General features: G+C 63.9%; 28 protein-coding genes. 10 read left to right on the top strand and 18 right to left on the bottom strand.

Annotation, left to right across the window (positions count from 1 at the left end; all coding sequences use genetic code 11):
- The first annotated feature begins 117 nt into the window (after window positions 1–117).
- Together RVY76_RS06140 and RVY76_RS06135 are read left to right on the top strand one after the other, a co-directional pair.
- A complete protein-coding gene (locus RVY76_RS06140) occupies window positions 118–399 on the top strand; it encodes a succinate dehydrogenase assembly factor 2 (protein WP_317376502.1) in 282 nt (93 codons plus the stop codon).
- A 65-nt stretch (window positions 400–464) separates the two neighbouring features.
- The gene (locus RVY76_RS06135; RefSeq protein WP_317376501.1) at window positions 465–962 is read left to right on the top strand and encodes a MarR family winged helix-turn-helix transcriptional regulator; all 498 of its coding nucleotides are present in this window, start codon (window positions 465–467) and stop codon (window positions 960–962) included.
- On the opposite strand, the gene RVY76_RS06130 is transcribed toward RVY76_RS06135, so the two are convergent.
- From RVY76_RS06130 to RVY76_RS06120, 3 genes are all read right to left on the bottom strand, one after another.
- Window positions 901–1,662 (bottom strand): DUF1194 domain-containing protein, encoded by a 762-nt coding sequence (locus RVY76_RS06130; RefSeq protein WP_317376500.1) that lies wholly within the window; start codon window positions 1,660–1,662, stop codon window positions 901–903. The genes RVY76_RS06135 and RVY76_RS06130 overlap by 62 nt on opposite strands.
- Entirely contained in the window at window positions 1,629–2,063 is a 435-nt protein-coding gene (locus tag RVY76_RS06125) for a VOC family protein (RefSeq protein WP_317376499.1), read from the bottom strand. The genes RVY76_RS06130 and RVY76_RS06125 overlap by 34 nt, the downstream gene beginning before the upstream one ends.
- A 761-nt stretch (window positions 2,064–2,824) precedes the next feature.
- Window positions 2,825–3,031: a cold-shock protein gene (locus RVY76_RS06120; RefSeq protein ID WP_111536106.1), complete on the bottom strand. Its 207-nt coding sequence runs from the start codon at window positions 3,029–3,031 to the stop codon at window positions 2,825–2,827.
- A 192-nt stretch (window positions 3,032–3,223) separates the two neighbouring features.
- On the opposite strand from RVY76_RS06120, the gene RVY76_RS06115 reads away from it, so the two are divergent.
- Window positions 3,224–3,547, top strand: coding sequence for an arsenate reductase family protein (locus RVY76_RS06115; RefSeq protein WP_317376498.1), 324 nt, complete (start codon window positions 3,224–3,226; stop codon window positions 3,545–3,547).
- Here RVY76_RS06115 and thrS read toward each other — a convergent pair.
- Window positions 3,540–5,486, bottom strand: coding sequence for a threonine--tRNA ligase (gene thrS, locus RVY76_RS06110; RefSeq protein WP_317376497.1), 1,947 nt, complete (start codon window positions 5,484–5,486; stop codon window positions 3,540–3,542). The genes RVY76_RS06115 and thrS overlap by 8 nt on opposite strands.
- Window positions 5,487–5,619: 133 nt before the next feature.
- On the opposite strand from thrS, the gene RVY76_RS06105 reads away from it, so the two are divergent.
- Complete coding sequence (locus RVY76_RS06105) at window positions 5,620–6,360, top strand: alpha/beta hydrolase (protein WP_317376496.1); 741 nt, start codon at window positions 5,620–5,622, stop codon at window positions 6,358–6,360.
- Window positions 6,361–6,366: 6 nt separating this feature from the next.
- Here the strand turns inward: RVY76_RS06105 and phaZ are convergent, their stop codons facing one another.
- Complete coding sequence (gene phaZ, locus RVY76_RS06100) at window positions 6,367–7,689, bottom strand: polyhydroxyalkanoate depolymerase (RefSeq protein ID WP_317376495.1); 1,323 nt, start codon at window positions 7,687–7,689, stop codon at window positions 6,367–6,369.
- Window positions 7,690–7,836: 147 nt separating this feature from the next.
- On the opposite strand from phaZ, the gene phaC reads away from it, so the two are divergent.
- The 3 genes from phaC (at window position 7,837) to phaR (ending at window position 10,925) form a co-directional block, all read left to right on the top strand.
- Window positions 7,837–9,627, top strand: a complete 1,791-nt coding sequence (phaC, locus tag RVY76_RS06095) for a class I poly(R)-hydroxyalkanoic acid synthase (protein ID WP_317376494.1) — start codon at window positions 7,837–7,839, stop codon at window positions 9,625–9,627.
- 139 nt (window positions 9,628–9,766) lie between these two features.
- A complete protein-coding gene (locus tag RVY76_RS06090; protein WP_317376493.1) occupies window positions 9,767–10,219 on the top strand; it encodes a Phasin in 453 nt (150 codons plus the stop codon).
- 130 nt (window positions 10,220–10,349) lie between these two features.
- The gene (gene phaR, locus RVY76_RS06085; RefSeq protein ID WP_317376492.1) at window positions 10,350–10,925 is read left to right on the top strand and encodes a polyhydroxyalkanoate synthesis repressor PhaR; all 576 of its coding nucleotides are present in this window, start codon (window positions 10,350–10,352) and stop codon (window positions 10,923–10,925) included.
- Between the two features lie 60 nt (window positions 10,926–10,985).
- Here the strand turns inward: phaR and RVY76_RS06080 are convergent, their stop codons facing one another.
- From RVY76_RS06080 to RVY76_RS06060, 5 genes are all read right to left on the bottom strand, one after another.
- Window positions 10,986–12,341, bottom strand: a complete 1,356-nt coding sequence (locus RVY76_RS06080; RefSeq protein WP_317376491.1) for a glutamine synthetase family protein — start codon at window positions 12,339–12,341, stop codon at window positions 10,986–10,988.
- Complete coding sequence (locus RVY76_RS06075) at window positions 12,338–13,021, bottom strand: type 1 glutamine amidotransferase (protein ID WP_317376490.1); 684 nt, start codon at window positions 13,019–13,021, stop codon at window positions 12,338–12,340. The genes RVY76_RS06080 and RVY76_RS06075 overlap by 4 nt, the downstream gene beginning before the upstream one ends.
- A 1-nt stretch (window position 13,022) precedes the next feature.
- Window positions 13,023–13,559 (bottom strand): adenine phosphoribosyltransferase, encoded by a 537-nt coding sequence (locus RVY76_RS06070; protein WP_317376489.1) that lies wholly within the window; start codon window positions 13,557–13,559, stop codon window positions 13,023–13,025.
- An 88-nt stretch (window positions 13,560–13,647) separates the two neighbouring features.
- Window positions 13,648–14,526: an S-methyl-5'-thioadenosine phosphorylase gene (locus RVY76_RS06065; RefSeq protein ID WP_317376488.1), complete on the bottom strand. Its 879-nt coding sequence runs from the start codon at window positions 14,524–14,526 to the stop codon at window positions 13,648–13,650.
- 79 nt (window positions 14,527–14,605) lie between these two features.
- Window positions 14,606–15,211, bottom strand: a complete 606-nt coding sequence (locus RVY76_RS06060) for a flavin reductase family protein (protein ID WP_317376487.1) — start codon at window positions 15,209–15,211, stop codon at window positions 14,606–14,608.
- A 93-nt stretch (window positions 15,212–15,304) separates the two neighbouring features.
- Here RVY76_RS06060 and RVY76_RS06055 point away from each other — a divergent pair, with 93 nt between their 5' ends.
- On the top strand, window positions 15,305–15,793 hold the full coding sequence (locus RVY76_RS06055) for an N-acetyltransferase (protein ID WP_317376486.1): 489 nt from the start codon (window positions 15,305–15,307) through the stop codon (window positions 15,791–15,793).
- A gap of 39 nt (window positions 15,794–15,832) precedes the next feature.
- Complete coding sequence (locus RVY76_RS06050) at window positions 15,833–16,618, top strand: EcsC family protein (RefSeq protein ID WP_317376485.1); 786 nt, start codon at window positions 15,833–15,835, stop codon at window positions 16,616–16,618.
- Between the two features lie 9 nt (window positions 16,619–16,627).
- Here the strand turns inward: RVY76_RS06050 and ptsP are convergent, their stop codons facing one another.
- The 8 genes from ptsP to RVY76_RS06010 form a co-directional block, all read right to left on the bottom strand.
- Window positions 16,628–18,886 (bottom strand): phosphoenolpyruvate--protein phosphotransferase, encoded by a 2,259-nt coding sequence (gene ptsP / locus RVY76_RS06045; protein WP_317376484.1) that lies wholly within the window; start codon window positions 18,884–18,886, stop codon window positions 16,628–16,630.
- Between the two features lie 185 nt (window positions 18,887–19,071).
- Window positions 19,072–20,310 (bottom strand): aspartate kinase, encoded by a 1,239-nt coding sequence (locus RVY76_RS06040; RefSeq protein WP_317376483.1) that lies wholly within the window; start codon window positions 20,308–20,310, stop codon window positions 19,072–19,074.
- Between the two features lie 322 nt (window positions 20,311–20,632).
- Window positions 20,633–21,694 carry a TRAP transporter substrate-binding protein DctP gene (gene dctP / locus RVY76_RS06035; RefSeq protein WP_317376482.1) on the bottom strand — a complete coding sequence of 354 codons (1,062 nt, stop codon included), beginning with the start codon at window positions 21,692–21,694 and terminating at the stop codon, window positions 20,633–20,635.
- A gap of 29 nt (window positions 21,695–21,723) precedes the next feature.
- Window positions 21,724–23,013, bottom strand: coding sequence for a TRAP transporter large permease (locus tag RVY76_RS06030; RefSeq protein WP_317376481.1), 1,290 nt, complete (start codon window positions 23,011–23,013; stop codon window positions 21,724–21,726).
- Window position 23,014: 1 nt separating this feature from the next.
- Window positions 23,015–23,596 (bottom strand): TRAP transporter small permease, encoded by a 582-nt coding sequence (locus tag RVY76_RS06025; protein ID WP_317376480.1) that lies wholly within the window; start codon window positions 23,594–23,596, stop codon window positions 23,015–23,017.
- Window positions 23,597–23,654: 58 nt separating this feature from the next.
- Complete coding sequence (locus RVY76_RS06020) at window positions 23,655–24,152, bottom strand: flavin reductase family protein (protein ID WP_317376479.1); 498 nt, start codon at window positions 24,150–24,152, stop codon at window positions 23,655–23,657.
- 3 nt (window positions 24,153–24,155) lie between these two features.
- The gene (locus tag RVY76_RS06015) at window positions 24,156–25,046 is read right to left on the bottom strand and encodes an aldo/keto reductase family oxidoreductase (protein ID WP_317376478.1); all 891 of its coding nucleotides are present in this window, start codon (window positions 25,044–25,046) and stop codon (window positions 24,156–24,158) included.
- Window positions 25,046–26,200, bottom strand: a complete 1,155-nt coding sequence (locus tag RVY76_RS06010) for an LLM class flavin-dependent oxidoreductase (protein ID WP_317376477.1) — start codon at window positions 26,198–26,200, stop codon at window positions 25,046–25,048. Before RVY76_RS06010 ends, RVY76_RS06015 begins: the two co-directional genes overlap by 1 nt.
- Window positions 26,201–26,294: 94 nt before the next feature.
- On the opposite strand from RVY76_RS06010, the gene RVY76_RS06005 reads away from it, so the two are divergent.
- A complete protein-coding gene (locus tag RVY76_RS06005) occupies window positions 26,295–26,996 on the top strand; it encodes a GntR family transcriptional regulator (protein ID WP_317376476.1) in 702 nt (233 codons plus the stop codon).

The following is a 26,996-nucleotide window of genomic DNA, read 5'->3' as shown; positions in this document are numbered from 1 at the left end:
TCGGCTGGATTTCAGGGCGCATTCGTCTTAGGAGAGGTCCAGTCCGCGTTCAACAGGAAACGCCGTGAGGCCGCTGGCGCGAGTCCGGCCCATCTTTCCGGAAAAGGAGCTTTCGCGATGACGGATGTCGAGATCAACACCCTCAAGCGGCTACGGCTCCGCTCCTGGCGTCGCGGCATGAAGGAGATGGACCTCATTCTCGGGAGCTATGCGGATGCCCATCTCGCAGACCTCGATGCTGGCACCATCGAGCTTTACGAGGAGATGCTGACCGAGAACGACCAAGAGCTTTACCGCTGGGTAAGCGGGCAGGCAGCCCCGCCACCGCGTTTCGCTCCGCTCGTTTCCGAGATCACCGCCCATATGTCCGACGGTTTGAATAAAAGTCGCAGTTCTTGACGAATTGTTAGGTCTTCGCACGCATCTTCGTCTTCACAGGAAGTCAGTTTGGCGAGGAAGCCCGGATGAGTGTGATGCAACGGATGGAGCGGGGCCGGGAGCGGGAGTTCATCTCAGAATATCTCGAGACGCTTTCCCTGGTCGAACGGCTGCATCGACTCCTGCTCGATGTTCTGAAGGACGAGTTCGAGCGCGTGGGCGTGCTCGAGATCAACCCGGTCCAGGCTCTCTTGCTGTTCAACGTGGGCGATAACGAGGTGACGGCCGGCGAACTCAAGACGCGGGGCTACTACCAGGGATCGAACGTCTCCTACAATCTCAAGAAGCTCGTCGAGATGGGCTACATGCACCACCAGCGCTGCGAGATCGATCGACGCGCCGTTAGGGTCAAGCTCACCTCCAAGGGCCGCGCCGTTCACCAGACCGTCAAACGCCTGTTCGAACGGCATGCCGATGGCATACAGGGACGCGATGTCCTGAGCATGGACCAGATCGACGTGATCAACGCGACGCTTCGTCGGGTTGAACGGTACTGGACCGACCAGATCCGCTATATCTATTGATCGCGGGTTCCGCGCTCCCGATCGTCAGAATGGACATCTCGCGTTCGAGCTTGCGGCGCATCGCACGCTCGAAATCCTCGAAGCCGCGTGCGATCTCGACGAATGATCCCGGCCCGTAGCGGACCTGACTGTCGTAGTACTCAACGATTTCGGGTCCGTCTTCCGCGATGACAAGACCGTTCACGGTAATGCCGTCGAAGGGGAAATTTTGGTAAGTCAGACGCGGGCCGAACCCATCGTTGTTCATGCCGTCTCCGGCCACGTCGATCGTGTGGAAGAGGCATTCAGGTGCGCGGCGGAGCAATCCCTCACCGTATCCGAGAGCGTATCCCATCGCGGTGGGGTAATCGTCGTGCGATCTGGCCGATCCGGCCACGACCCCCGCAACCCGGTCGAGATCCTCGGCGCGTTCGATCAATGTCCAATCGGCTATCAGGATCTGCTGCCAGCGCCCTGACCATTCATAGATTGCAACGGCGACCGGCGCGCCCGGTACCGACAGGGCGGCCGCGACCACTTCGGCTGACGTAAGTGCGCTTGCCAAACCATGTCGTTGCAACTCGTCCTCCGTCGGGTCGACGGAGGACGAGATGTCGATTGCGATCGCAAGGGCGAGACGGCACTCCGCCGCGACTGCCCCGGGCGCAAGAAGCGCCGCTGCAAGGCTTACCAGTGACCGGTATTTTCCATGCTGGCCCACGGCTCCTGCGGCTCCTTCGCGTCGCCCCGCTGCAGAATCTCGACCGAAATGTTGTCGGGCGAGCGGACGAACGCCATGTGACCGTCGCGCGGGGGGCGGTTGATCGTCACGCCGGCATCCTGGAACTTCGTGCACATCTCGTAGATGTCGTCGACGCGATAGGCGAGATGACCGAAATGGCGGCTGTCATCGGGCAGGTCGTCGTCGCCGTCCCAGTTGTAGGTAATCTCGACATCCGCGCGGCCGTCATCCTGATCTGGCGGACACATGAAGACCAGCGTGAAGCGGCCCTGTTCGGACTCGCTGCGCCGGCGTTCCTTGAGCCCAAGCATCTCGAAGAAGGCCATCGTTTTGTCGAGATCCTTGGCGCGAACCATCGTGTGCAGGTATTCGGTACTCATGTCTCTCTCCGTTATTCCGTTGCGCCCTGACCTAGGACGCCCGGCGTCACGGTAAAGATCGTCCCGCCTCGGTAAGGCACCTGCGGTTCCCCGACCTCGGGTTCTTCGTCCGCCCGTGCAAGATGGTATGGCCCCGACCACCGCTCATCCGAATGGTTTCGCTTCTGCCATTCAGGAAAGTCACATGGCGAAATACACGCGAAGCGCGTTCCCAATATCGAGATCCTTGATGCCGATGATCGGGATTTATTGAGCGAGGCGAATTCACTCGGTCTCATACTCGACATCCCAGCCTCGAAAGAACGATCAGTTCAAACATCTGCTTTCTACGATGGCCCCGGAACGACGTTTCAGGCAAAGAAACGCGCGAACCTCAGTCGACTGACTGGATAGACATTCTCACGGTCTCTATGGAATCTGGTTTAAGCTCGCCGTCGTAGAAAGATGGTTTGCGATTAGCCGATAGCGGCTCGTCGAGGTGAAAAACGCCGCCTCCAATATAGACAGCCTTCTCTCCATCTATCAGGCGGCGAAGATCCTGCATTCACGACGTTGGAAAAGGGTGACCCGGTGCCAAACGGTGCCGAACGATCCCACGGACAACACGCCAGGCGCTGATCCGGGCTTCACTGAAGCATCAGTTCGAAAGTGCGTCGAGTTAGGGTCGTAAATCCGCGGATAACCGCTCTTCAAAATTCAAAAACTTTCAGCTCGCTCCGGCTGCCCCGGAGCAAGCTCAAATTCTTAAAATTGTTCAAGCCTTACAGTGCCTGAAGGTCGCCTGCGGATTCGCGACCGTCACGGCCAGAGATAAGCTCGTAACTCACCTTCTGGTTGTCGGCGAGGCCAGTCATTCCGGCGCGTTCGACCGCCGAGATGTGGACGAAGATGTCCTTGCCGCCGTCATCGGGCGCGATGAAGCCGTAGCCTTTCGTGGTGTTGAACCATTTCACGGTGCCGGTGGGCATAACCGTATCTCCCTTGTATGACCCGCCCGCATCATTGCGACGGGATGGTGCAGCCAGTTCTTCCGTTAATTGGCTGCCCCGGGGAGGGGCTGAGGCCGGTAGAAAGTCTGATCTCACGAAAAAACGCTGGAAAATTTCCGGACCGATTGCAAGTAAAACTCAAACGAAATCTCTCACCGAACGGTCCCGCCGATGAAGCTCTATGGTCTCAAGACATGCGATACGTGCCGCAAGGCATTGAAAGCCCTGCGCGATGCGGGTCACGAGGTGGAGTTCCACGATCTACGGGCCGATGGCCTGCCAGCTGAGCGGATCGCCGAGTTTCACGCGCGATTCGGAGATATCTTGCTCAACCGGCGATCGACGACGTGGCGCAATCTCTCCGAGGCGGAGCGGGAACATGACCCGGTGGATCTTATCGTCGTGCATCCGACGCTGATGAAGCGCCCCGTCATCGATGTGGACGGCACACTCCATCTTGGCTGGGACGCGACGACCCGCGCCGAACTTACCTGAGGTCGGGCGGCGTCGCTTCGGCCCCGAGATCCGCGATCAGCGTCTCGAGATCGACGGTCCGGGTCTGCTTCTCGCCCAGACGCCGCAGCGATACTGTCCGCTCCTCAACCTCGCGCCCACCGATGGCGAGGATCACCGGCACCTTGCCCACGGAATGCTCGCGCACCTTGTAGTTGATCTTCTCGTTTCGGGTATCGGCCTCTGCGCGGATGCCGGCACGGCGCAGCAGATCCGCGATCTCGGTGACGTACTCGTCCGCATCCGAGACGATGGATGCCACGACGACCTGACGCGGCGCGATCCAGAAGGGCAGTTTTCCCTCGTAGTTCTCGATGAGGATCCCCAGGAACCGCTCGAACGAGCCCAGGATGGCGCGGTGCAGCATGTAGGGTCGGCGCTTTGCCCCGTCGGGCGCGATATAGCTCGCGTCGAGCCGCTCGGGCAGGTTCGGATCGACCTGAAAGGTGCCGAGCTGCCATTCACGACCGATCGCGTCGGTCAGCTTGAAGTCCAGTTTTGGCCCGTAGAACGCACCCTCGCCGGGGTCGAGCTCATAGGGGTGCCCCGTGGCCTTGATCGCGTTCTCGAGCGCGTTCTCGACGTAATCCCACGATTCGTCGGACCCGACGCGCTTTTCCGGCCGGGTCGAGAACTTGATGTCGAACCGGTCGAATCCGAGATCGCGATAGACGCTGGCCAGCATGTCGATGAAGGCCGCGCATTCTCCCTCGATCTGGTCCTCGGTGCAGAAGATATGTGCGTCATCCTGCGTGAAGCCGCGCACCCGCATCAGACCGTGCAGCGCACCCGACGGCTCGTACCGCGAACAGGCACCGAACTCGGCGAGCCTCAGCGGCAGGTCGCGATAGGATTTCAGCCCCTGGTTGAAAACCTGCACATGGCAGGGACAGTTCATCGGCTTCAGCGCGTTGACGGCCTTTTCACGGGCATGCTCCTCGTCCACTTCGACGATGAACATGTTCTCCTGATACTTGTCCCAGTGTCCCGAAGCCTCCCAGAGCTTCCGATCGACGATCTGGGGGGTGTTGATCTCGGAATAGCCATGCGCGCGCTGCTTGCGCCGCATGTAATCCTGCAACGTGGTATAGATGTTCCAGCCGTTCGGATGCCAGAAGACCTGACCGGGTGCCTCTTCCTGCATGTGGAACAGGTCCATCTCGCGGCCGAGCTTGCGGTGATCGCGGCGCGCGGCTTCCTCGAGCATGGTGAGATGCGCGTCGAGATCCTTCTTGCTGCGAAAGGCCACGCCCTGGATCCGCTGCAACTGCGGACGGTTGACGTCGCCGAACCAGTAGGCCCCGGAAACCCCCATCAGCCGGAACGCATCGGCCGGGACCTGTCCGGTATGCACCAGATGCGGCCCCCGGCAGAGATCCTGCCAGTCGCCGTGCCAGTACATGCGGATCGGGGCGTCCTCCGGGATCCGTTCGATCAGCTCGACCTTGAAGGGCTCCCCCTCGGCCTCGTAATGGGCGATCGCGCGGTCGCGGTCCCAGATCTCGGTCCGAACGGGATCGCGCGCCTCGATGATCTTGCGCATGCGCTTTTCGATGGCACCCAGATCCTCGGGGGTAAAGGGCTCTGTGCGGTCGAAGTCGTAGAACCATCCGTGATCGGTAACAGGGCCGATGGTGACCTTCACGTCGGGCCAGATCTCCTGCACGGCGCGGGCCATGATATGGGCGGCATCGTGACGGATCAGCTCCAGCGCCGCGGCCTCGTCGTCCATCGTGTGGATCGCGATACGGCCGTCGCGCTCGATCGGCCATTGCAGATCCCAATGCGCATCGTCGAGGCTGGCCGAGATGGCCTTCTTGCCGAGTGACTTGGAGATCGAGGCCGCCACTTCGGAGGCTGTCACGCCAGCGTCGAACTCGCGGCTGTTGCCATCGGGAAATGTGAGGGAAATCTGGGCCATGTCGGGCCTCCTCGTCGGTTCGGCGCCCACGGAACGCCCGGTTGCAAGATATGTCCGCCCCAGATGGCCGCCCCATCGTCGCGAGTCAAGCGGGCCCTTTCCTTTGCGCCTCTGCGCCATATCCTTGCGCCTCATGACAGATTTCATCGAAACCGCCGCCGGCCGGCGCATCGCCTATCATCGAAGCGAGGGGCAGGGCCCCTGGATCGTCTTTCTGGGCGGGTTCAAGTCCGACATGGGCGGAACCAAGGCCGTGCATCTCGAGGGCTGGGCGCGCGCCTCGGGCCGCGCATTCCTCCGTTTCGACTATTCGGGGCACGGAGAGTCATCCGGCGCGTTCGAGGACGGTGCAATCGGCGATTGGGCCGAGGATGCACGCGTAGCGATCGAAACGCTGACCGACGGGCCGATCGTGCTCGTGGGCTCCAGCATGGGCGGGTGGATCTCGCTGCTCGTGGCGCGGGATCTCGACCGTGTCGCGGGCCTCGTCGGCATCGCGGCGGCCCCCGACTTCACCGAGGACAGCATGTGGGCAAGCTTTACCGACGATCAGCGCCGCGCATTGCACGACGATGGACGCGTTGCGCTCCCATCGGAGTACGGCGACCCATATGTCATTACCCGCCGTCTGATCGAGGACGGGCGCGATCGTCTGGTGTTGCGCGACCCAATCCGCGAGATCGGCCCGATTCGCCTTCTGCAGGGGACCGAGGATGCGGATGTCGACCGGCAGGTCGCCTTGAACCTGCTGGACCATCTGCCGGGCGACGTGCGGCTGACCCTCGTGAAAGGGGCCGATCACCGCTTCTCGACGCCGGAATGCCTGGCTCTCGTCGAGCTCGAGATCGAGGACGTCCTCACCGCGCTCTGCTGAGCGCGCTCAGACCGGCGTCGGTCCGGTATCGTCGATCTTCGGTGCGGGCTTGCTGCCGTTGGCCTTCGGGTTGCCGGGACGGGGTGTCGCTTCGGACCGACCCGAGGCCTCGTCGATGAAGTCGAGCACCAGAGGGCGGATGTTGTTTCGCCAGGAACTCCCGGCGAAGATCCCGTAATGTCCGGCACCGGGTTCGAGATGGGCCGTCTTCATTTCGTCCGGAAGCCCGGTCAGCAGGTCGAGCGCCGCAAGGCACTGTCCGGGGGCCGAGATATCGTCGTTCTCGCCTTCGACGATGTGGACGGCGACATCGGTGATCTTCGAGATGTCCACGGCCTTGCCGTCGATGGTGAAGGCGTTCCGCGCGATGTCGCGTTGCTTGAAGATCCGCTCCACGGTCGAGAGATAGAATTCCGCCGTCATGTCCATGACCGCCAGATACTCGTCGTAGAACTTGTTGTGGCGGTCGTTGTCGCCCGCCTCGCCCTTGGCGACGCGCAGGATCTGGTCCTGGAACGCCTTCGTATGCGTGTCGAGGTTCATCGAGATGAACGAGGAAAGCTGCAGGAGCCCCGGATAGACCAGCCGCCCGGCACCGCCATACTTGAAGCCCACGCTCTGGATCACGGTCTTCTCGAGCTGCCCCATCGTGACGCGGTGCCCGAAATCGGTCACCTCGGTCGCGCGCGCATCCGGGTCGACCGGCCCGCCGATGAGGGTGAGCGACCGTGGCTGGCTTTTGGGGTCCACATCGGCGAGCCATGCCGTCGCGGCGAGCGCGAGGGGCACGGGCTGGCAGATCGCGATGACGTTGGTGTCTGACCCCATATGCTGCATGAATTCGGCGAGGTAGAGCGTGTAATCCTCAACATCGAACTTGCCCTTCGACACGGGAATGTCGCGGGCATTGTGCCAGTCCGTCACATAGACGTCCGCATCCGGCAGAAGCGATGCGACGGTCGACCGGACGAGCGTGGCGTAATGGCCCGACATCGGCGCCACCATCAGCACCTTGCGCGCCATCGGGTCGCGCCCGTGAACCTTGAAGCGGATGAGATCCCCGAAATCCTTCTTCAGGGCGCATTCGACCGTGACGACGAGGTCGCGGCCGTCCGAACCGGTCACGGTATCGATGCCCCAATCGGGCTTCGCGACCATCCGCTCGAAGCTGCGCTGCGCGACTTCGCCCCAGGCGGACATCAGCTGGTAGGCCGGGTTGGCGACAAGGCCCATAGCGGGGTAGGACCCCATCGCCTGCGCGGTCGCTCCCATCCACTGGCTCGTCACGCGCGCCGTTTCCATCAGGTCGTAGGTCATCATGTTGCGCATCGCATCGTCCTTCCCCCGGATGGTTTCCGGGTTTGCTTCGCACCGCCCATCGCTCTAACTCTTTTAGGTAAACGACGCCCAAATACCGGGCGAAATTGCACCCGAACGCGATGCTGCTTTGCAGCAAAATACTGTGGGGAGCCCGTCATGACAACTATCCATTCCGACAGGGACGGCGAAGTCACCGAAAAGATGGCGGAAAATATCGCCAAGCTCGAACAGCTTTCGACCCGTCTCATCACGGCCGTATCGGGAAAACGGCAGGTGCCGCAATCGCTCCAGGTTCCGGGGTCGGACCTCTACATGAAGGCGATGGGCGCATGGACGGCCGAGGCGATGGCCAATCCCGCCAAGATATTCGAGCATCAGATCGAATACTGGGGCAAGGCGCTGACCCAGTATGTCGAGGCCCAGCACAAGATGGTGCGCGGCGATTTCACCCCGATCGAGGATCGCACGGGCAACGATCGCCGTTTCGCGGGAGAGCTCTGGTCGCGGCATCCGTTCTTCAACTACATCAAGCAGCAATACCTGATCTCGTCGCAGGCCATCGCGCAGGCAGTCGACGATCTCGAGGGGCTGAGCGCGGTGGACCGCAAGCGCCTGCGCTATTTCAGCGAGCAGATCGTCAACATGATGAGTCCCACGAACTTTCTCGGCACGAACCCCGAGGCGCTCAACCGGGCGGTCGAGACTGAGGGGCAATCGCTGGTCGACGGGCTGGAGAATCTCGTCCGCGATCTCGAGGCGAATGACGGCGAATTGCTGGTGACGCTGGCCGACAAGAATGCCTTCGAGGTCGGCAGGAACATCGCGACGACGCCCGGCAAGGTCGTGTTCCGCAACCGCATGTTCGAGCTGATCCAGTATGCCCCCACAACCGAACAGGTGCACCGGACGCCGCTCGTCATCTTTCCGCCCTGGATCAACAAGTTCTACATCCTCGACCTGAAGGAGAAGAACAGCCTCGTGAAATGGATCGTCGATCAAGGCTTCACCCTCTTCGTGGTCTCGTGGGTCAATCCGGATCCGAGCTACAGCGACGTCTCCCTCGACGACTACATCGAAGAGGGGTTCCTCGAGGCCATCTCGCAGGTGCAGGAGATTTCGGGCGAGGAGCAGGTCAACGCCGTCGGGTATTGCATCGCCGGGACGACGCTGTCGCTTGCGCTTGGGCTTCTGGAAAAGCGCGGTCGGAAGACGGTCAAGTCGGCGACCTTCTTCACGACGCTTACCGATTTTTCCGATCGCGGAGAGGTCGGCGTCTTTCTCGAGGACGATTTCGTCGACGGGATCGAGCGCGAGGTCGAGCGTCACGGCATCCTCGACAGCTTCTACATGACGCGCACGTTCAGCTTTCTGCGCTCCAACGATCTGATCTACGGCCCTGCCATCCGAAGCTACATGATGGGCGAGGCCCCGCCGGCTTTCGACCTTCTCTACTGGAACGGCGACGGGACGAATCTGCCCGCGAAAATGGCGATCGAGTATCTTCGTGGTCTCTGTCAGGAAGACAGGTTCGCGACCGAGGGCTTCGAGGTGCTGGGCGAGCGGGTCCACATTTCCGACGTGAAGGTCCCGCTCATGGCCATCGCCTGCGAAAGCGACCACATCGCGGCCTGGCGCAGCAGCTTTCGCGGCATGCAGAAGATGGGCAGCCGTTCCAAGACCTTCGTTCTGTCCGAATCCGGCCATATCGCAGGCATCGTCAATCCGCCGAGCAAGAAGAAATACGGTCATTACGTGAACGGCGACTGGAAGGGATCGCCGGATGACTGGCAGCAGGCCGCCGAATTCCATGAGGGGACCTGGTGGGGCAGGTGGGGCGAATGGCTTGCCAGGAAGTCCGGGAAAAAGGTCGATGCCCGAATCCCCGGTGCGGATCGGGAAACGCTCGGAGACGCGCCCGGAACCTATGTGCTGAGCCATACGCCCTGAGCCCCGGTCGAATCGTTAATTTGCTGCAGTGCAGAAAAACCCCTTGCAATGCGGCAGTGCAGCATGCATATTGTTTTGACAATGCACCGGAGGGCACCCAGCGGATCGTTTGCCCTCGACTATCGAGAGGAGCACCAAAATGGCTGCCAAGACCCAAGACTACACCAAGATGATCAACGAGATGATGTCGTCCTTTCCCGTCGACATGAACTCCTTCCAGGACGGCTTCAAATCCTACGCCTCCTTCGGCGAGCGGATGTCCAAGGTCGTCCTCGACGCTGCCGAGAAGTCGACCGACATCTCGTCGAAATGGACCAAGGAAACGATCACCAAGATGGGTGGCGTCGCCACCGTCCGTGACGAGCCGGCCGATTACGGCAAGGCGATGACCGACTTCGCCTCGGCCCAGGCCGAGATGACGGCCGAGACGATGGCCGCCTTCGCCGAAGTCGCGAAGCAGGTCCAGATGGAGACGGTCGAGCTGATGATGGCTGCCGGCAAGGACATGTCCGAGGACATGAGCGCCGCAGCCAAAAAGACCTCCGCCGAGATGAGCGCGAACGCCAAGAAGGCGACGAACGCGGCGAAGTGATTTCGACATTCCGCGCCTCGCGGCGGGGAGTGGTGACGAGTGACGGGCGGGCCTTTCAGGTCCGCCCTTTCTTTTTGTCCACGAGCATCCTACGGTCCCTGACGCATGTCCGAACGCCTGGAGGTCACGGATGACCGAGCCGCAGAAGCCGTTGCTGATCAAACGCTACGCCAGCCGGCGCCTCTACAACACCGAGACCAGCGATTACGTCACGCTCGACGACATCGCGCGCTTCATCCGCGACGGACGCGAAGTCCAGATCGTGGATCTCAAGACCGGCGTGGACCTGACGCGCCAGTACCTTTTGCAGATCGTGGCCGAGCATGAGTCGAAGGGCGAATCGGTCCTTCCGCTGGCTGTGCTGACCGATCTCGTTCGCAGCTACACCACGCAGGCGAATTCGGTCGTCCCGCAATTCCTTTCCATGAGTTTCGACATGCTGCGCGAGAGCCAGTCGAAGATGATGGAAAAGGCCTTGAATCCCATGTCCACGATGCCCGGATTCGAAACGATGCAGGCGCAGCAGCGCGCCTGGCTCAAGGCGATGACCGGCGGGTGGAGCGGTCATGGTCCGAACCCCGACGAGGGGGATGACGACACATCCGTACCGGCGAATGCCGGCGGGTCGTCCCGCGAAGAGCTTGACGATATCCGCAGCCAGCTTGCCGCGCTGCAGGATCAGCTGACCAAGATGAACTCGAAATAGGGGACGAGCGGTTGGAGGTTTCGCCGCGAAACCTCCACCGGTCCGACGGGGCACCGCCCGTCAGACGTGGATCAGCAGGTGCTCCCGCTCCCACGGAGAGATCGCCTGAAGATATTCGTGATGCTCGGCCTCCTTCACGGCCGAATAGACCTGACCGAATTCCGGCCCGAGGAGGTCCTGCAACGCGGTATCGTCCCGGAAGCATCCCAGCGCATCGAAGAGGCCGCGGGGCAGGTCGCCATCGACGCCATAGGCGGTATCGGTGCGTTCGGCCCTCGGTTTCCGTCCCTCGACCATCCCGAGATAACCGCAGGCGAGCGAGGCCGCGATTCCGAGATACGGATTGCAGTCCATGCCCGCGATCCGGTTCTCGATCCGGCGCGCCTCGGGCTCGGAGATCGGCACGCGCAGGCCCACCGTACGGTTGTCACGCCCCCATTCGAGATTCACGGGCGCCGCGAAATCCCGGACATAGCGGCGGTAGGAATTGACGTAGGGTGCGAGCAGGGCGACCGCGTTCGGAAGATGGTGCTGCAGGCCGCCGATGAAGTGGCGGAAAAGATCCGTTTCGGCACCGGTCGCATCGGTAAAGATATTCGAACCATTCGCGTCGAGCACCGAATGATGCACGTGCATCGAGCTTCCGGGCTCGCCCTCGATCGGTTTCGCCATGAAGGTCGCGAAGCAGTTGTGGCGCATCGCGGCTTCGCGGATCAACCGCTTGAAGAAGAAGATTTCGTCGGCGAGCTTTACCGGATCGCCGTGCCGCAGATTGATCTCGAGCTGGCCGGCACCGCCTTCCTGCGTGATCCCGTCGATCTCGAAACCCTGTGCCTCGGCGAAATCGTAAATATCGTCGATGACGGAGCCGTATTCGTCGACCGCCGACATCGAATAGGCCTGCCGCGCGGCGGCGGCCCGACCCGAGCGGCCGGTCATCGGCTGGATCTTCTGCGAGGGATCGACGTTGCGCGCGACGAGATAGAATTCCATCTCGGGGGCGACGACCGGCTTCCAGCCCTTGGCGTGATAGGCCGCGATGACGCGCTTGAGCACGTTGCGGGGCGCGAAGGGAACCGGGTCGCCCGATTGCATGTGCATGTCGTGGATGACCTGCAGCGTCCAGTCGCCGGTCCAGGGGGCGGCGGTCGCCGTGGCGTAATCGGGCGTCAGCACCATGTCGGGCTCGGTCGTGCCCTCGGGAATGATGTCCTCGGCCCAGTCGCCCGTGATGGTCTGCAGGAAGATCGAGGACGGCATGAAGAATTGCCGTTGCCGTGCGAATTTCGACGCCGGCATGGCCTTGCCGCGCGCGATGCCGGGAAGGTCGGAGACGATGCATTCGACCTCGTCCAGGCGATTGCCGTCGAGGTAGTCTCGCGCCGCGTCGGGCGCATGGGATATCCAGTCGGTCATGTCGCGCTCCGTCCCGATCGCATGAAGTCGGCGAGCCATGCGCCGATCGCGTCGTTGTCGATGTCGAGGGTCAGATCCTCGCGCGCCTGCGCCAGCATCTCGGGTGGGACGCCGCTGTCCGATCGGGCCTCGATGAGGCTTTCGATATATCCCGATGGAAATTCGGGATGCGGCTGCAGTGTCAGAGTGCGGTCACCGATGGCGAGGCCCGCATAGCGTGTGAAGTCGTTCGATGCGATGATGCGCGCCCCTTCGGGAGGGGCGACCACTTGATCCTGATGCCAGGCGTTGAGGTGCCGGACCTGCCCGTCGATCGAATAGCCGCGACGCCCGACGGACCAGCCGCCCTCGAACTTTTCGACCCGCCCGCCAAGCGCCTGCGCGACGATCTGATGACCGAAGCAGATGCCGACCAGCGGCAGATCGCTTGCATGGATCTCGCGGATCAGGGCCTCGAGCGGGGCGATCCAGTCATGCGCCTCGTAGGCACCGTGGCGCGATCCGGAGACGACCCAGCCTTCGGCGGCATCGGGGCCGTCGGGAAGGTCGCCGTCGAAGACCCGCCATGTCGTCCAGTCGAACCCGTCGCCGAAGAGGGCCGCGTAGAGTTCGGGATAGCCGCCATGGGCTATATCGAGCGCGGTATCCGTCGGCCCGCATTGCAGGAGACCGAGGTGCATCTCATTCGCCCTCGAACGAGCAGAGCGCGTCGACCTGAATGCCCATCTTTTCGAGCCGCGCGCGGCCACCGAGATCGGGAAGATCGACGACGAAGGCGCAGGCGACGATCTCGGCCCCGAGCCTGCGGCAGAGCTTGATCGCGGCCTCGGCCGTGCCGCCCGTCGCCAGAAGATCGTCGACGATCAGGACCTGCTCGCCGGGGGCGAGCGCGTCCTCGTGAATCTCCATCACCTGCTGACCGTATTCGAGGGTGTATTCCTCGGAGATCGTCGAGAAGGGAAGTTTGCCCTTCTTGCGGATCGGCACGAAGCCCTTGGCGAGCTGGTGCGCGACGGCGCCGCCGAGGATGAAGCCCCGCGCCTCGAGCGCCGCGACCTTGTCGATGCGCCCGTCCGCATAGGGATGGAGGAGCTGGTCGACGCAGATGCGGAACCCGCGGGGGTCCGAGATCAGCGTCGTCACGTCCCGGAACATGATCCCCTCGTGGGGGAAGTCTGGAATGGTGCGGATATAGTCGCGGACGGTCTTGCGGTTCATGTCGGGCCTCGGGGATCAACGGGCGTTTCGGCGCAGCCCTAACAGCTTCGCCCGGTGGGGGGAACGACCCGGACCGGGGTTTCGGCGTTCAATCCGGCTGCAGGACGCGGCCCGCGACGGCATCGAGCCGGGCGACGAGATCGCGGTCGCGGTGGTCCGGCGCGGTCATGATCGCATGGTCGAGCGCGCGGTCGCAGCCATGCGGGCAGGGCGCGCGATCGGACCCGAGCAGGGCGGGCAGCCGTGCGACGAGCCCGCGCGCCGCATCGGCATTGCCGGAAAGGGTCGCGATGATGTCGGTGATCTCGACACTGCCGTGATCGGGGTGCCAGCTGTCGTAATCGGTGATCATCGCGACGCTCGCATAGCAGATCTCGGCTTCGCGGGCGAGCTTCGCCTCGGGCATGTTGGTCATGCCGATGACGTCGGCGCCCCATGCCTCGCGGTACATCCGCGATTCGGCCGCCGAGGAGAATTGCGGCCCCTCCATCGCGAGGTAGGTGCCACCGCGGTGGACGCGTACGCCCTGCGCCTCGGCGGCCGCGAAGGCCGCATCGCCGAGCCGCGCGCAGACCGGGTGCGCGACGCTGACATGCGCGACGCAGCCCGTTCCGAAGAAGGAGCTTTCCCGTGCCACGGTCCGGTCGATAAACTGGTCGACGATCACGAAATCGCCGGGGGCCATTTCCTCGCGGAAGGAGCCGCAGGCCGAGACGCTGAAGATGTCGGTCACGCCCAGGCGTTTCAGCGCGTCGATATTGGCGCGATAGGGCACGGTCGAGGGGGAATGGACATGGCCGCGGCCGTGGCGGGGCAGGAAAGCCATGGGGATGCCGTCGAGACTGCCCGTCAGGATCTTGTCCGACGGACGGCCCCAGGGCGTCTCGACCCCGACCCATTTCGCGTCCTCGAGCCCGTCGATCTGATAGAGGCCGGATCCGCCGATGATCCCGATCCTGGTCTGCATGTCGCTCGTCCTTCGTGCCTGTGCCCGTTCTGCGGGGGCGGGTATGGGTCAAGAGGCCGGGCCATGCCCGACCGGGGATTCAGCCCGTCGGCCGGGCCAGCGAGAACTTCTCGCGCACCACGGAATAGTCCTGATATCCCATCCGGGTGAGAGGGTTGAAGGCGAGCACGTCGAAGATCCCGTCCTTCAGGCAATCGTCGCGCATGTGGATTCCGGTGACTTCGCCCAGGACGAGGAAGTTGTTCTCGCCCTTCAGCGTCACGATGTCGGTCAGGCGGCATTCGAGATTGGCGGGGGCCGCGGCCACCCGCGAACAGGCGATGGTCTGGCAATCCTCGCGCGTGATGCCGGCCTTGGTGAACTCGTCCTCTTCCTTGGGCCAGGGCCCGGAGGTTAGGTTCATCGCGTCGCGCATCGCGAATTCCACGATGTTGACGCAGAAGATGCCGGTCTCGCGGATGTTGGCCACGCTGTCCTTGGTGTCGCCGCGATCCTCCTTGGCGGAGGTCGAGGAGAACATGACCTGCGGCGGCGTGTAGGCGATGGCGTTGAAGAAGGAATAGGGCGCGAGGTTCTCCGATCCGTCGGTGCCGCGCGTCGAGATCCAGCCGATCGGCCTCGGGGTGACGATCGCGTTGAAGGGATTGTGCGGCAGACCGTGGCCGTCTTCGGGGCGATAGAACATGCGTGTCTGGGTCCTTCCGGGTCGGGGATCGGTTTGCCCGGACCCTAGCCCCATGCTAGGGCCGCCGCCAGTGTGCAGGGAGATCGGGACAGGGTGACGGGATTACGCGAGGAAACGCCCGCCGATTGGTGGGAGGTCGAGGCGCTCTTCGATCTGAGTTTCGCGCCCGGGCGCACGGCGCTTTCGTCCTACAGGCTGCGCGACGGGGTGGATCCGGTGCGCGAGCTGTGCCTCGTCTCGCGCGACGAAGGCGGGATCCTGGGCGGTGCCATCCGGGTCTGGCCCGTGACGATCGGGGGGCAGTACGACGCGCTGCTGCTGGGCCCCGTGGCCGTGCATCCGACGCGTCAGGGAGAGGGGCTCGGCGGGTTGCTGATCCGGGCGGTGCTGTCGCGGGCCGAGGCGCTCGGCTGGTGCAGGATCATGCTGGTGGGCGATGCGCCCTATTACGGACGGTTCGGTTTCACGCGGCTTGCAACCGTCGAGATGCCGCCGCCCACGAATCCCGAACGGGTGCTGGGGCATGCGCTTTGCGAGGGGGCATGGGACGGGGTTGCCGGTTCCGTCGAGCGCCATGCCTGAGATCTTGTCGGAAGCGGGACCTCGCCCCATCTTAGGGGAATGAACCAGACCGATCGTACCACGCCCGTCCCGTCCGATGCGCTTTCGCCAGAGATTGAGGAGGCGGTCCAGTCCCTGGCCAGGCGCTTTCGCAGCGCCGATAATATCGGCATGCAGGTCCTGAGCCTCGTCGGGGGGCAGGCCGAAGATCTGATCGAGAAGCTGCCCTATTCGGTGCGAAATCAGCTCGACCGGGCGACGCGCCGGGCACTCGAGACAGCGTTCGATGCGGCAAGCGGATCGCGAAAGCGGGTGGCCGACAGGCCGGACTGGCTGAATACCGCGCTCACCTCGGCGATGGGGGCCGCGGGCGGTGCGGGCGGGCTTCCGACCGCGCTGGCCGAACTGCCCGTGACGACGACCGTGCTGTTGCGGGCCATACAGGGCATCGCCCACGATCAGGGTTTCGATACCGAAGATCCCGTCGTGCGCGCGCAATGTTTGCAGATCTTTTCCGCCGCCGGGCCGCTCGCCCGCGATGACGGGACCGACATGGCGTTCCTGTCGGCGCGGGTCACGCTGACCGGCCCGGCGATCCACGGCATCATCGCGCGCATCGCGCCGAGGCTCGCCACGGTGCTGGGACAGAAGCTGGCCGCGCAGGCGGTGCCGCTGATCGGCGCGGTTGCGGGTGCCGCGACCAACTACGCCTTTACCAGCTATTATCAGGAAATGGCCCGCGTCTATTTCGGCCTGAGAGCCGTGGCGCGCGACCATGACGTCGATGTGGATCTGCTGCTTCGCGAATTCCGGCTGATCCTGAAGCCCCCGCGCATGGTCGTCTGATCGCCGGGCTCAGTCCCCGCCCGACGACAGCGACCGGCCAAGCCATTCCATCACGTCCGTCCGGACCGACTGGGCACCGCTTTCCGACGATTTCTCGATCACGGCGCGGGCCTCCGTCAGGTCGATCCTGCGCAGCAGATGCTTCACCGGTCCGATCGAGGCCGGTCGCATCGACAGCGTCCGCACCCCCATTGCCGCCATGCAGATCGCCTCGACCGGGCGGCCGGCATCCTCGCCGCAGAAGCTGAGGGGTGTGCCGGCCTCGGCACAGCGATCGACGATCATCTCGATGAGGGTCAGGAAGCTCACGTTGAGCGTGTCGTAGCGGCGGCGCACCAGCTCGTTCTCGCGATCGGCCGCGAAGAAGAACTGCTTGAGATCGTTGCCGCCGATCGAGATGAAATCGGCAAGCTCGAAGAACTGTCGCGGCGCGAAGGCGAGGCTCGGGGTTTCGAGCATGGCGCCGATCTCGAGCGATGCGGGCAGGGGGCGTCCGAGCTTGCGCTCGCGCTCCATCTCGTCGAGGAGGTGCTGCCGCGCCTCTTGGAACTCGCCAAGCTGGGCCACGAAGGGAAACATCACGCGGAGCGGACGACCATTGGCGGCACGGATGAGGGCCTGAAGCTGCATCCGCATGATGCCCTTGCGGTCGAGCGCAACACGGATGGCGCGCCATCCGAGCGCGGGGTTCGGCTCGTCCGGGCGCTTCATGTAGGGGAGGACCTTGTCCGAACCGATATCGAGCGTGCGGAAGGTCACCGGCTTGCCGTCGGCCGCGTCGAGCACGCGGGAATAGAGCGCAGCAAGATCGGCGCGGCGCGGCACGGCCGAGCGCGCGAGGAACTGCAGCTCCGTCCGGAAGAGACCGACGCCCTCGGCACCCGACCCCTGGAGGCTTGGCAGGTCCGCCATGAGCCCCGCATTCATCGCGAGCGACACGGTCGTGCCGCAAAGCGTGGTGGCGGGCATGCCGCGGAGGTCGGCATAGCGTTCCTGCGCCTTGGCCTGCATCGCGATCTTGTCGCGGAAGGCCGAGATGATGTTGTCCTCGGGGCGAAGATGGACGTTGCCCTGTTCGCCGTCCACGAGGATGTGGTCGCCGTTCAGCGCCTCGGTCGTGATGCCGCGCGCATGGACGACCAGCGGGATGGCAAGCGCGCGGGCCACGATCGCCGCATGGCTTCCGACCGATCCCTGTTCGAGGACGATGCCGCGCAGCGACCGCCCGTAATCGAGAAGCTCGCCGGGGCCGATATTGCGGGCGACGAGGATCGGGTTGGGCGGCATCTCCGCCCCCGTCTCGCTGCCCTGACCGGTCAGGATTCTCAGCAGCCGGCGCGACAGGTCGTCGAGATCGGTGAGCCGCTCGCGCATGTAGAGGTCGGGGGCCTTCTGCAGCCGGGCCCGGGCGCTCGACTGTTCCTTCTCGACGGCCGCCTCGGCCGACAGCCCGCGTTCGATATCCTCGCACATCCGCCGGAGCCAGCCGCGCGAATGCGCGAACATGCGGTAGGTCTCGAGGACTTCGCGCTGGTCCTTGTCGTTCGTCAGGGCCCCGTCGAGCATGTCGTCGACGCTGACGCGCAGCTTCTCGACGGCGGCGGTCAGGCGATCGGTCTCGCGCTTGGGATCCTCGGCGATCGGGTTGGTGACGACCACGCGGGGTTCGTGCAGCCAGACCTGACCCTCGGCCGTGCCTTCCTGGACGATGGTGCCGCGGATGAAGACCGGATGCTGATGCCGCGCCGAGAGGGCCGCGCCTTCGCCCACGAACGCGCCGAGTTCGGTCATCTCGGCCAGCACCATCGCGACGACCTCGAGCGCGTAGACCTCGTCGTCGGAATATTCGCGCGCGATCTTCGATTGCACGACGAGGACTCCGAGTTTCTCGCCCAGACGCTGGATCGGCACGCCGAGGAAGGAGGAATAGATCTCCTCCCCGGTCTCGGGCATGTAGCGAAAGCCGCGTTCGGAGGGCGCGTCGGCGGCATTGATGATCCGGCCCAGACGGGCGACGCGACCGACGAGGCCCTCGCCCAGGCGCATCCGCGTCTGGTGGACCGCTTCGGGCCTGAGACCCTCGGTCGCGCAGAGTTCCAGCGTATCGGCATCGCGGAAGAGGTAGATCGAGCAGACCTCGGTCTCCATGGATTCGGCGATGATCGAGGTGATCCGGTCGAGCCGCGCCTGACCGGCGCTGTCGTCGGCCAACGCATCGCGCAGGCGGCCGAGCAGCTTCCGGCTCTCGCTTTCAGTCGATGGGACCATGACGCCTCTCCCGCGCTGTCGCCGGATGAGCTTCCGCACCGCGACCCGGTCGCAGGATGCCTCCGGAGAGAGGCATATTGCAAGGCATTCACTGACTAAAATCGTCGGGGCGGCTGCCGCGCGCATGGCGGTGCCCGATGCGCGGGCGAGGTGCCTCCGCTTCGGTCGGCCCCCGCAGGGAAGCCCTAATGCGCGCGTTCCAGCTCGAACGCGTCGTGGAGCGCCTGAACTGCAAGCTCCATGTACTTCCGGTCGATCAGGACGCTGATCTTGATCTCGGATGTCGTGATGACCTTGATGTTGACGTTCTCGTCCTTGAGAGCCCTGAACATCCGTGCCGCGACACCGGCATGGCTGCGCATGCCGATGCCCACGACCGACACCTTGCTGACCTCCGTGTCGGCCACGAGGTCGTGGAAGTCGATCTCGCCGCTCTCGCGCGCGTCGCGCATCGCCTTCTCGGCGCGCGGCACCTGGTCGACGGGGCAGGAGAAGGTCATGTCGGTATGACCCTCCTCCGAGATGTTCTGGACGATCATGTCCACGTTCACGCCGCCCTCGGCCAGCGGCCCGAAGATCGCCGCGGCGATGCCGGGGCGGTCGGCGACGCTCAGAAGGGTCATCTTGGCCTCGTCGCGCGAATAGGCGACACCGGCAACGACATTGCTTTCCATGATCTCGTCCTCTTCGCAGACCAGCGTCCCGGCATTCTCGTCATATTCGTCGAAAGAGCTCAGGACACGCAATTTCACCTTGTAGCGCATGGCAAGCTCGACCGAGCGGGTCTGGAGGACCTTCGCCCCGAGACTGGCGAGTTCGAGCATTTCCTCAAAGGCGATCCGGTCGAGCTTGCGGGCCTTGGAGGTGATGCGCGGATCGGTGGTGTAGACCCCGTCCACATCGGTATAGATGTCGCAGCGCACGGCATCGAATGCTGCGGCGAAGGCCACGGCCGTCGTGTCGGACCCGCCGCGCCCGAGCGTCGTGATCCGGCCCTCGGGGCTGACGCCCTGAAAGCCCGCGACGACGGCGACCTTCATGCCGTCTGCGAATTTGGCGGAGATGTTGTCGGTCGGGATCTCTTCGATCCGGGCCGCGCCGTGGGTGCCGTTGGTCCTGAGCGGCACCTGCCAGCCCTGCCAGGATCGCGCGGGGATGTCCATCTCCTGCAGGGTCAGCGCCATGAGGCCGGCGGTGACGTTCTCGCCCGAACTGACCACGGCGTCGTATTCGCGCGCATCGTAGAGCGGCGATGTCTCGTTCACCCAACCGACAAGCTCGTTCGTCTTTCCCGACATCGCGCTTACGATGACGATGACGTCATGGCCGTTCGCGACTTCGCGTCCGACGCGTTTGGCGGCGCGGCGGATGCGGTCGAGCGTCGCGACCGACGTCCCCCCGAATTTCATGACCAGCACCGACATCCGGGGCTCCTCGTGCAGTGTTGGGCGCGCTTTTAGGCAGGTGAGCGGGGACACGCAAGCCGCTCGGGTGTGGAACGCTTCGGGTCGGTTCCCGGGTGCCGGAAAGGGTGGAAAGCAGATCGGTTCTGGGAGGCTCGCTCGCCTTTCTCAAGGCACCTGACCCTCGTGGGGAAACGCATCGTGCTTAAGGCCGAATTCCCAACGGGAAGCCATCTCGCAACAATCGCGGCGCCTGCGGTCGCCTTGACGACGATCCGATGGATCCAGACGCGGCAAGAAAGGTGGGGGCCGCCCGATCGACGGGCGGCCCTGGACTGCGGACCTACTCGATGACGGCCTGACGCTGACGGTCGATCTCGGCCTCGACCGTCTCGACGCTGGACGTCATCGCCTCGTAGATTTCGGCTCCGCCGTCGACGTTCTGCTGGAACCACTCGTAGACGGGTTCCGCCGCTTGGGAGAAGAGCTCCATCTGCTCGGGCGTGGGAACGTAGAGATCGCCGCCACCTTCCTGGAACGCCTGATAGGCCTCGATCGACTTGCGCTTGGGCGAGGCGAAGGTCGCCTGCTGGAGCTGGTAGAATCCGTCGACCACGATCCGCTTCTGCAGGTCGTCGAGCGACGCGAACCGCTCGCCGTTCATGAACCAGAGCGCGCCCATGTAGGCATGACCGTCAAGCGTCATGTATTGCAGGCCGGCATCGGGAAAGCGCATTCCCATGATGTCGGTGATGCCGTTCTTCGTGCCCTCGACCACGCCCGTCTGGAGCGAGGTGAAGAGTTCGGGCCACGGGATCGGCGTCGGTGCCGCACCGAGGGCGCGGGTCAGCTCTTGCGGGAGGTCGGCCACGACCGTGCGGATCTTGAGGCCTGCGAGGTCCTCGGGCGTCTCGACGCGGCGTTGCGTGTTGGCGAAGTTGCGCCAGCCGCCGGTATTGCCGATCGTCATGAGCTTGATCTGACCGCCACTCGTCTGCTCGACCATGTCCTGCATCGTGGTCATGAAATCGCTGCCCGCTTCGAGCACGCCTTCGGCGATCCGGTCGTCAGCCATCACGTAGGGAAGGTCGAGAACCTGAACGAAGGGGAAGATCCCGCTGGTACCGCCGCTGGTCGACACGAAGATGTCGATCGATCCGTCGGCGACGCCCTGCATGCATTCCTGCCCGTTCGAGCAGAGCTGCGTGCCGATGAAGAGCTCGACGGCGATGGATCCGTTGGAGGCCTGTTCGACGTAGTTCTTGAAGACGACGAGCCCGTCGTAATCCTCGTCGTTCTCGTTGGAATTGGCCGTCGCGCGCAGGGTCACGTCCTGCGCCTGTGCGGCAATCGCCGTGGTCGCGAGAAGGGCCGCCAGGGTGGCGCGCATCAGGTGTTTCGGCATGGTCTCTCTCCCTTTGGTTATAGTGTCGGTCAGCTTGCGAAGCCCGTCAGGCGCGGAATCGTCATCGAGATCGCGGGGAAATACGTGATGAGAAAGATCACGAGGATCTCGACCGCGAGGAATGGCAGGATCGCCTTGGAGATCGTCTCGACCCGTTCGCCTGAAACAGAGGACGCGACGAATAGGATCAGTCCCATGGGCGGCGTGGCGAGGCCGACGGTGAGGTTGACGCTCATGATGATCGCGAAATGGACCGGATCGACGCCGAGCGAGGTGAAGATCGGCCCCAGGATCGGACCGAGAATGATGATCGCGGGTCCCGCATCGAGGAACATGCCGACCAAGAAGAGCAGCACGTTGATGAGGAACAGCAGGATCAGCGGGTTCTCGGAAAGCGACAGGATGAAATCGGCGAGGATCTGCGGCGCGTAGGACAGCGAGACGACCGTCTTGAACGCCATCGCGGCACCCACAAGCAGCAGCACCACCGCCGATGTCGTGGCGGCCCGCGACAGTACCTCGGTGATGTCCGAGATCTTGAGCGTGCGCATAATGAAGATGCCGATGATGAGCGCGTAGGCCACGGCGACGGCCGCCGCCTCGGTCGGGGTGAAGATGCCCAGAAGGATCCCGCCCATGATGATGACGGGTGTCATCAGCGGGAAGAACGCCTTGAGAGAGGCACGTCCGCGTTCGGCCCAGGTGGTCTTCTCGCTCGCAATCGGGAAGTCGTAGCGGTCTGCCATGAGCTTGATGACAAGCATCAGCCCCAGACCCACGAGCGCGCCCGGAATGATCCCCGCGAGGAACAGCGCCGCGACCGATTCACCCATCACGTAGGCATAGATGATCATGATGCCCGATGGCGGGATGATCGGGCCGATGACCGACGACGCCGCGGTGATCGCTGCGGCGAAGCGGCGGGTATAGCCCTGACGCTCCATCGCCGGGATGAGCATGGAGCCGAGCGCCGAGGTATCCGCCACGGCCGAGCCCGACAGCCCGGCGAAGAGCATCGACGACAGGACGTTCACATGCGCAAGCCCGCCGCGCAGATGGCCCATGAGCGCCTGGGCGAACTCGACCAGGCGTTCGGTGATGCCGCCCTTGTTCATCAGCTCGCCCGCGAGCATGAAGAACGGGATCGCGAGGAGCGGGAAGCTGTCCATCCCGTTGTAGAGGTTGCGGTAGAGCAGGGTGATGTCGCGCTCCTGGCCGTTCAGCCAGAGCAGGATCCCGGGTGCGGCGAGCAGCCCGAAGAAGACCGGCAGCCCGATGCCGAGAAAGACGAGGAAGACGGGAAGGAACCAGATCAGCATGTCATTCGGCCATCAATTCTTCTTCGGCGAGCTCGAGCGGTTTGAGATCGGTCGCGCCGAGCAGCTTCAGCAGGTTGCGCAGGATGAGCTCTATGTTGACGATGAAGAGCAGAACGAAGCCCACGAAGAGGCTGGCCATCATCCAGCTGCGGGGAACGCGGAACCATCCGTCGGGTGTGGGAAGGTAGAGCGACGCGGTGGCGAATTGCCCGCCGAAGCCCGTGATCTCGCCATAGCCGATACGGATGCCCACGAAGAGGACGAGCCCGGCAATCGCGAGAAGGAAGAGCGACAGCAGCGCGGCAAGCGCCCGCGGCAGGTAGAAGAGCAGCATGTCGATCGCGACGAAGCCACCCCGGCGATAGGCCATCGGCGCGATGAGCCCGGTCAGCCAGAGCATCATGAAACGCGCGGCCTCGTCCGGCCATGGCAGGGCCGCGTTGAGAACGTAGCGAAAGAAAACCTGGATCAGCGTCACGATGACCATCAGCGCGATCGCGACGATCGCGAACCAGCGGCCAGCGGGCAACACCCAGTCGTTCCAGGTCTGGAAGGGCCACAGTAGCCCCCTCAGCACGCGCATGCGCATTTCCTCCCCAAATTTGCTGCGTCGGATCTTCCGGCGCGGCCGCTCCCTTTCTTCAGAGGAGCTTCGTGAACAGGCCGAATTGTCCGCCCGAGAAAATCAGCGGTGCCCCTTCCCGGTGGCAGGCCGCGATGACCCGTCCCAGGACGATCGCGTGATCGCCCGCGTCGTGGACCGCTTCGGTCCGGCAATGAAACCGGGCGAGGCATCCCTCGATCAGGGGGGTGCCGTCTTCACCTTCCGTCCAGTCCAGCTCACCGAAGGCATCGCCCTGGCGGACGAAGGCGCTGGCGAGATCCGCCTGATCGTCGCCCGCGACGTGGATCGCGAAGCTCTCCGACTTGACGAACTGCGTGAAGCGGCTCGATGACTTGGCGGGCGACCAGAGCACCAGCGGCGGGTCGAGCGAAACGGACGCGAAACTGTTCGCCGTGATGCCCAGCGGTCCGTTCTCGGTACCGGTCGTGATGACCGTGACGCCCGTCGCAAAGCGACCGAGCGCCTGCCTGAGCGCGCGCGTATCCTCGAGGGGTGTGTGCTCGGTCTGGGTCATGGGTCAGGGAACCTCGTGGCCGAGCGCGAGGGTGTAGAGTTCGAACCAGTCCTGCCGATCGAGCTTGATCTCGGCCGCGCGGCCAAGGTTGCCGATCCGGTCGACATTGTTCGTGCCCATGACCGGAAGGATGCCGGCCGGATGCGCGAGAAGCCATGCCACCGCGATCGTCGCGATGTCGCAGCCATGCGTCTCCGCATATTCCGCGAGCTTGCGGTGCAACGGTCCCTGACCTTCGCCCTGCATGAGCGAACCGCCACCGAGCGGCGACCAGGCCATCGGGGCGGCCCCGAATTCGCGGATGAACGAGAGGTCGCCATTCGTGAAGGGAGAGATCTCAGCTAGGCTCATCTCGATCTGGTTGGCGACGAGCGGAGTCTTCATCGCCGATTGCAGCAGCGTCCAGTCATGGCGCTTGAAGTTCGAGACGCCGACGGCACGCGCCTTGCCCGCAGCGACGGCCGCGTCGAGTGCAGCACCCGTTTCGTGGTGATCCATGAACGGATCGGGCCGGTGGACAAGCAGCAGGTCGACCGTCTCGACGCCCATGAGTTCGAGCGACGCGTCGAGCGAGCTCTCGATATGTGCGCGCGACGTGTCGTAATGCTTCAGCCGCTTGTCGGAATGTCGTCCGGCCGGCGCGACGATGTCGCATTTCGTCACGATCTCGATCGCGTCGCGCAGTTCCGGCGTAAGGGCGCGGCCGAGGATCTCTTCGGACATGTAGCCGCCGTAGATGTCGGCCTGGTCCATCGTCGTGATGCCCTGTTCGAGGCAGGCCTCGATCTTGGCGCGAACATGCTCGGGCGAGGTGTCGGTGTCGTCGCCAAGCCGCCACATGCCATAGACGATGCGGCTGAAACTTACGTCTTCGGTGATCTTCACACGATCCATCAGCGGCGTTCTCCTGCCCCGAGCGGGGTCTGCGGCGTTCCCTGCGGGACCCTTCCGTAGGCCTCCGGCAGCGAACAGGTCTTCAGGTTTGGCAGGACGCGCTGTCCCACCGATTTGCATTCGTCCATATGCGGGTAGCCCGAGAAGATGAAGGCACGGATGCCCATCTTGCGGTATTCCTCGATCTTGCTCAGGACCTGGTCGGTACTGCCGACCAAGGCGGCACCGCAGCCCGACCGCGCACGGCCGACTCCAGTCCAGAGGTTCGGTTCGATATAGCCGAACTGGTCGGCAAGCTCGCGAGCGCGGGCCTGATGGCTCACACCGAGAGAGGTCGAATCGTGCGCCCGGTCGCGGATCAGCGTGCCGAGTTCGTCGTCGAGCTGGCTCACCAGATGCTCGGCATATTCCTTTGCCTCGGCTTCGGTGTCACGAACGATCATGTGCACGCGCAGACCGTAATCGAGAGTTCTACCATATCTCTCGGCAGCTTCGTTGGCGTCCTTCATCCGCTGGGCGAGCTGGTCCTGCGGCTCGGGCCACATCAGGTAGACGTCGCAATGCTGGCCGCAGAGGTCGAGCGCAGACGGAGAATACCCCCCAAAATAGAGAAGCGGCCCACCTTCTTGATACGGCTTGGCGGGATCCGTCGTAATCCCTTTGAAATCGTATATTTCGCCGGTGTAGTTGATCTCTTCCTGGGTCCAGGCCTGCTTGAGGATTTCCACCACCTCGCGCGAGCGCTGATAGCGGTAGGCGCTTTCGGCCTTCTCGCCGGGAAAGTCCGACGAGATGACGTTCAGCGTAAGCCGCCCTTCGAGCATGTGATCGAGCGTGGCGACCGTGCGGGCGAGCATGATCGGCTGCATCTCGCCGCAGCGGATGGCCGCGAGCATGTTGATCCGGTCGGTGAGGGGCGCACACCCCGCGACGAAGGTCAGCGTATCCTGTCCGACCTGGTAGGAGGACGGGCACAGGATGTTTCGGAACCCTTGCGCCTCGGCCTCCCTGAGAATGCCGCTGCAATGGGCGAAGGTCGATTTCAGGTCGTTCTCCGGCACGCCGAGGTGACGGTAATCGTCGGAGCAGAGCGCCGCGAACCACGAAATCTCGACGGCGTCGAGATCGGCCGAGGTGACGGGGACGATGGTCATGCTGCGATCCTTCCGGAAGTGTTCGAGTTTCGACTTGCGTAACACGGGTGGCCTAGTGCATCAATAGTGTATCAATCGAAATCGGATCCTCTCCATGTCCGGGCCATCCGCCGCGCCGATCTATCTCCAGATTGCCGATCTCCTGATCCGTCGGATCGCCCAGGGGTCGTTGATCGAGGGTGAGCGCCTGCCGCCCGAGCGCGACATGGCCGCCGATCACGGCGTCGCCGTCGGAACCTTGCGAAAGGCTCTGAACGAGCTGCACGCGCAAGGATTGCTGGAGCGTCGGCAGGGATCGGGGAACTACGTGCGCGGCGTGCGCGAGGTCGGCGGGCTCTACGGATTCTTCAGGCTCGAACGGCCCGATGGACCGGGGCTGCCGGACGCCCGGATCCTGTCGGTGGAGATCGCCGCGAAACCTGCGGGTTCCCCGCCATTCGGCTCGGCCCCCGATGCCCACCGCATCAGGCGATTGCGGCTGCTCGACGACCTTCCCGTCGCGGTCGAGGAGATCTGGCTCGACAGGGGGCGTGCACCCTCGCTCGATCCGGAGGCGATGCTGCCCTCGCTCTACCAGACCTATCGGCAGCTCCTCGGGCTCAGGATCGTGCGGATCGAGGATCGCGTGGGGGTCGGGCCGCTGCCTGCCTGGGGGTCTGGTCCGCTCGACCGCCGGACTGGGGCGGTCACGGGTCAGGTCGCGCGCGTCTCGTGGTCGCAGGATGGCGATCCGGTGGAATATTCGACGACCTGGTTCGATCCGGACCGGGTCCGCTACGTCAGCAGACTGAAATAG

It is taken from the genome of Palleronia sp. LCG004 (genome assembly GCF_032931615.1).
In the GTDB taxonomy this organism is placed as follows: Bacteria; Pseudomonadota; Alphaproteobacteria; order Rhodobacterales; family Rhodobacteraceae; genus Palleronia.
This window is presented reverse-complemented; position numbering and strand designations above follow the sequence as displayed.